3 protein-coding genes are annotated in these 4,755 nt (G+C 70.6%); 2 read left to right on the top strand and 1 reads right to left on the bottom strand.

Going from position 1 to position 4,755, the window contains the following annotated elements; all coding sequences use genetic code 11:
• Positions 1 to 269: 269 nt before the first annotated feature.
• Positions 270 to 1,673 (bottom strand): serine/threonine-protein kinase, encoded by a 1,404-nt coding sequence (locus FL311_RS41225; protein WP_141333095.1) that lies wholly within the window; start codon positions 1,671 to 1,673, stop codon positions 270 to 272.
• 282 nt (positions 1,674 to 1,955) lie between these two features.
• On the opposite strand from FL311_RS41225, the gene FL311_RS41220 reads away from it, so the two are divergent.
• Positions 1,956 to 4,217 carry a PAS domain S-box protein gene (locus FL311_RS41220; protein WP_194869594.1) on the top strand — a complete coding sequence of 754 codons (2,262 nt, stop codon included), beginning with the start codon at positions 1,956 to 1,958 and terminating at the stop codon, positions 4,215 to 4,217.
• On the top strand, positions 4,214 to 4,755 hold a 542-nt coding region (locus FL311_RS41215), incomplete at its 3' end, for an OPT/YSL family transporter (protein ID WP_228557427.1). The genes FL311_RS41220 and FL311_RS41215, both read left to right, overlap by 4 nt.

Here is a 4,755-nt window from a genome sequence, read left to right as displayed (position 1 = left end):
AGATTTGTATAAGAGACAGGTGCATGCGTTTCCCCCGTGTGTGGTGGTCAGCGAGGGCTGACCACCTTGTCGCCCACCCGCTTCAGCGCTCCCAATCGCGCTGAAAACTGATGGGTTCGACAAGATTCGTAGGGGATTTCCCTGCGCGCATGCTGCTATGGAGGAATTTTCTTTCCTCGTCGAATCAATGACAGCAGGGCTGTAAAGTCCTAGACCCAGTCAGGTCTGGATGGATTGGATTCAACGCAGAATTTGTATTTCAGGAAAAACTAGAGAGGCTCTGGAAACTCCAGGCTCAGCGCGGCGGCGGGGGTGAGGGCGAAGCCCTCCGGTCCGCGCAGCCTCCAGGCGCTCACGTCGGTGACGGGGCCGCCGACGATTTCGGATTCGCCGGTGTCCCCGCGCGTCTCGGCCTGGCCCAGGTGCAGGCACAGGTGGACCTTGGCATCCACGGGGTCGGCGAGCTTCTGCGCGGCCTGCTGGAGGATGCGCAGCGAGCGCTCCGCCTCGCGCAGGTAGGTGGTGCGCTCGGGGGTGGGCGCGCCGTTCTCCAGGGGGCGCACGGCGAGCAGCGTGGTGCCGGACTGCAGCGCCAGCAGGAAGCCCCCGCCGCGCAGGCCCTGCTCCAGCCCGTCCAGCACGTCCGCGAGCACCGCGTACATCGCGTCGTCGTCCTGGGCCACGGCCGTCGACAGCACCACCTCCGCGTGGACGGCGAGCGCCAGCCGGGTGCGGTGGGTGGGCTGCACGGGCTCCTCGGCGGCGTCGGCGAGCGCGGCCAGGAACGCGCCCACGCTGCCGAAGCGGCGGCTGGCGTCCTTCTCCAGACAGCGCAGCACCACCTGGTCCACGGCCGGGGACACCGGGGCGATGGCGCTGGGCCTGGGCGCGGGGGCCTCCAGGTGCAGCCGCTCCAGCTCCATCCGGTCCTCGCAGAGGAAGGGGTAGCGGCCGGTGAGCAGCTGGTGCAGCAGCACGCCCAGCGCGTAGACGTCCGTGTGCGGGCCGATGGCGCCCCCGCGGAACTGCTCGGGCGCCATGGCGTGGGCGGTGCCCAGCCGCTGGCCGGCGATGGTGAGCCCCTCCTGGGTGGCCTCGGCGGACAAGAGCTTGGCGATGCCGAAGTCGAGCAGCTTCACCCGCGGCTTCTCGCCCTCCTCCACGACGAGGATGTTGCTGGCCTTCAGGTCGCGGTGGACGACGCCCGCGCGGTGCGCCGCCTCCAGCGCGCCGCACACCGGCTCCAGGTACGCGCGCGCGCGGGACGCCGACAGCCGCCCGCGCTCCTGCACCACCTGGCCCAGGGTGCGCCCGGCGAGCAGCTCCATGACGTAGTAGGGGCTGCCGTCCGGCATCAGCCCGAAGTCATAGACGTCCACGATGTTGGGGTGGCGTATCTGGTTCACCACCCGGGCCTCGCGCACGAAGCGCTTGAGCATCTCGCCCTGATCCGCCAGGTGGGGGTGGAGCACCTTCACCGCGGCCCGTCGGCCCAGGATGCGGTGCTCGGCTTCATAGACGCTGCCATGTCCGCCGGAGGCCAGCAGGGCCTTGAGGACGTACTCGCCCGCAAGTGTTCCCGGGCCTCGGCCCGCATCGCCTCTTGCCCGCTCGGTGCCATGGAGATCCGCGCGTGCCTGGATGCGGAACGTGCTCTCGGAGTCGGCCGCCATGTGGCGTCGTACCCTAGCACCGCGCCCGGGACGCCTGCTGCATGGCCTGGGCCCGAAGCGTCCGCCGCGACGCGGCAATCCTACCTGGGCGTTCACCACCCATCACAGCGGGTGGCGGAGGCAGGGGCAGATGTTGCCTGGCGTATGCTCCAGGGCCCCATCACCCCGGGTGGTTGGACGCTGAGCCCGGGGACTGCTGGATTCTGGGGACGTGACACCACGCGTGCAAGCTGGGGCAGGTGGAGTGGACGGACGCGGCGCGGGGTGCCGGGGGGCTGCTTGATGACGACATTGGATGACCTCACGACCTGCGCCGGTCTGGCGCTGGCTCCGCCGTCCTCGACGGGAGCCTGCCTCATCCTCATCAGCACCACGACGCCCGCGGCCATCGGCAAGGCGTACCGGCTGGAGCCCGGCGAGCACATCATCGGCCGGGGCTCCGAGGCCACGGTGCGCATCGACGACCATGGCGTGTCGCGCAAGCATGCCCGCATCGTCCGCCTGCCGGACGGGGGCTGCCACGTCACGGACCTGGAGTCCACCAACGGCACCCTGCTCAACGGCACGCCCATCGCCACGGCGGAGCTCCAGGAGGGCGACAGGCTCCAGATTGGCACCGTCACGGTGTTCCGCTTCTCCAAGCGGGAGCTGCTCGAGCAGCGCGAGGAGGCCCTGCGCCAGGCGCTGTCCGCCGCGCGCGTGGGCATCTGGGATTGGAACGCGCAGAGCGGCCGGGTGACGTGGAGCGAGCAGGTGGACCGGCTGTTGGGACTGCCCGTGGGCAAGCTGTCCGGCCGCGCCATGGAGCTCGAGGAGGTGGTGCACCCCGCCGACCTGCCTCGCGTGCGGGAGTCCCTGTCCATCGCGTTGGAGAAGAAGACGCAGGTGGACGTGGAGTACCGCATCGAGCCGCAGGGCAGCGGGTGGCGCTGGATTTCGTGCAAGGGCGACGTGCTGTGCGACGCGGCGGGGATGCCCGCGCGCGTGACGGGCACGGTGATGGATATCACCGCCCGCAAGCAGGCCGAGCAGGAGCTGGCGCGCCAGGCGCTCATCTTCGAGAGCATCTACGACGGCGTGGTGATTACCGATTTGGGCGGCGGCATCATCGACTGGAACGCCAGCGCGGAGCGGATGTTCGGGCGCAACAAGACGGAGGCGCTGGGGCAGACGCTCTTCCGCGTGCTGCACCCGGACGAGCCGGACCGGATGACGGGCATGGTGCTCGCGGGGCTGGAGAAGCAGGGCCGGTGGTCGGGGGAGCTGGAGTTCAAGCGCCGCGATGGCACCACCTGCTGGTGTGAGTCCGTCGTCGTCCCGCTGCGCGACAGCGAGGGGCGCACGATTGCCAACATCATGGTCCACCGCGACACGTCGGAGCGAAAGCAGCTCCAGGCGCACCTCGTCGTGGCGGACCGGCTGGCGTCGGTGGGCACGCTGGGCGCGGGCGTGGCGCACGAAATCAACAACCCGCTGGCGTACATGCTGGTCAACCTGCACCTGGTGCGCGAGGGCCTGGAGCGGATGGAGAGCCAGGTGCCCGCGGCGGCCATCGCCTCGCTGCAGCAACTGGTGCGGGAGACGACGGAGGGCGCCGAGCGCATCGCCACCATCGTGCGCGACTTGAAGGTCTTCGCGCGCGGCGAGCAGGAAGTGCGGCTGATGCCGGTGGACGTGCGGCGCGCGGTGGAGCTGGCGTGCAAGATGGCGGACAACGTCATCCGTCACCGCGCGCGGCTGGTGACGGAGTTCGAGCCGGTGGCGCCAGTGGAGGCCAGCGAGTCGCGGCTGTGCCAGGTGTTCCTGAACCTGCTGCTCAACGCGGCGCAGGCGATTCCGGAGGACCGCTCGCCCGAGCACGAGCACGAAATCCGGGTGGTCATCCGCGCCGGGGACAGGGGCCGGGTGCTGGTGGAGGTGCGCGACACCGGCATGGGCATGACGGCGGAGGTGATGGACCGCATCTTCGACCCGTTCTTCACCACGAAGCCCGTGGGCGTGGGCACGGGGCTGGGGCTGTCCATCTGCCATGGCATCATCGAGTCCATGGGCGGCTCCATCCACGCGGAGAGCGAGCCGGGCAAGGGCAGCACGTTCCGCGTCGTGCTGCGCGCGGCCACGCGGGAGCTGGAGCTGCTGCCCAGGCTCCAGACGGTGGTGCCGACGAACGCGCGGGCGCGCATCCTGGTGGTGGACGACGAGCCGAACGTGACGCTGGCGTTGCAGCGCTCGCTGGCGGCGGACCACGAGGTGGCGACGGCGAACAGCGCGCAGGCGGCGCTGCGACTGCTCAACGAGGGCAGCCGCTTCGACCTCATCCTCTGTGACGTGATGATGCCGGGGATGACGGGCATGGACCTCTACAACGAGCTGGGCCGCAGCGCGCCGGAGCAGGCGGGCCGCATGGTGTTCATGACGGGGGGCGCCTTCACGCCGCGCACGGTGTCGTTCCTGCGCGAGGTCCCCAACCTGAAGATTTCCAAGCCGCTGGACCTCACCCAGCTCCGGGAGCTGGTGGGACGCTCGGCGGAGGCGAGCCGATGACGGGCTCGGCGGAGCGCGCTGTGTCTTCCTCGATGACCGCACCGGACTCCGCCGACGACGTGCGCTTGAGCGCGGTGGCTCCACCTCCCGCGGCCCCTTCTCCCGAGGCGCGCGAGTGGACGCCGCGCGCGGTGGGCATGGGGTTGCTGGTGGGCTCGCTGTTGGCGGTCACCAACGTGTCCATGGGGTTGAAGCTGGGCTGGTGGGAGAGCGGCTCGGTGATGGCGGCGGTGCTGGGGTTCGGCGGGCTTTCGGCGGTGTCGCGCCGACGCGGGGCTCCGTACACGACGCTGGAGAACAACCTCACGCAGGTGTCGGCGGTGGCGGTGGGCGCGATGCCCGCGGCGGCGGGGCTGTTGGGGCCGCTGCCGGCGCTGATGCTGCTGGGGCTGGAGGTGCCGGGCGTGGCGGTGGCGGCCTGGAGCGTGGCGCTCGGGGTGCTGGGCGTGCTGGCGGCGCACCTGCTGCGGCGGCGGTTGATGGAGGAGGAGGCGCTCGCGTTCCCGACGGGCATCGCCACGGCGGAGCTCATCACGGC

It is taken from the genome of Myxococcus sp. AB025B (assembly GCF_006518215.1).
Classification (GTDB): Bacteria; Myxococcota; Myxococcia; order Myxococcales; family Myxococcaceae; genus Myxococcus; species Myxococcus fulvus.
Note: the sequence above shows the minus strand (reverse complement) of the source record. Positions and strands in the feature narration are given on the sequence as shown.

Bases quoted from the DNA above. Each gene is read 5' to 3' on its own strand.
- FL311_RS41225 (WP_141333095.1), bottom strand. From the start codon at position 1,673: ATGGCGGCCGACTCCGAGAGCACGTTCCGCATCCAGGCACGCGCGGAT.
- FL311_RS41220 (WP_194869594.1), top strand. From the start codon at position 1,956: ATGACGACATTGGATGACCTCACGACCTGCGCCGGTCTGGCGCTGGCT.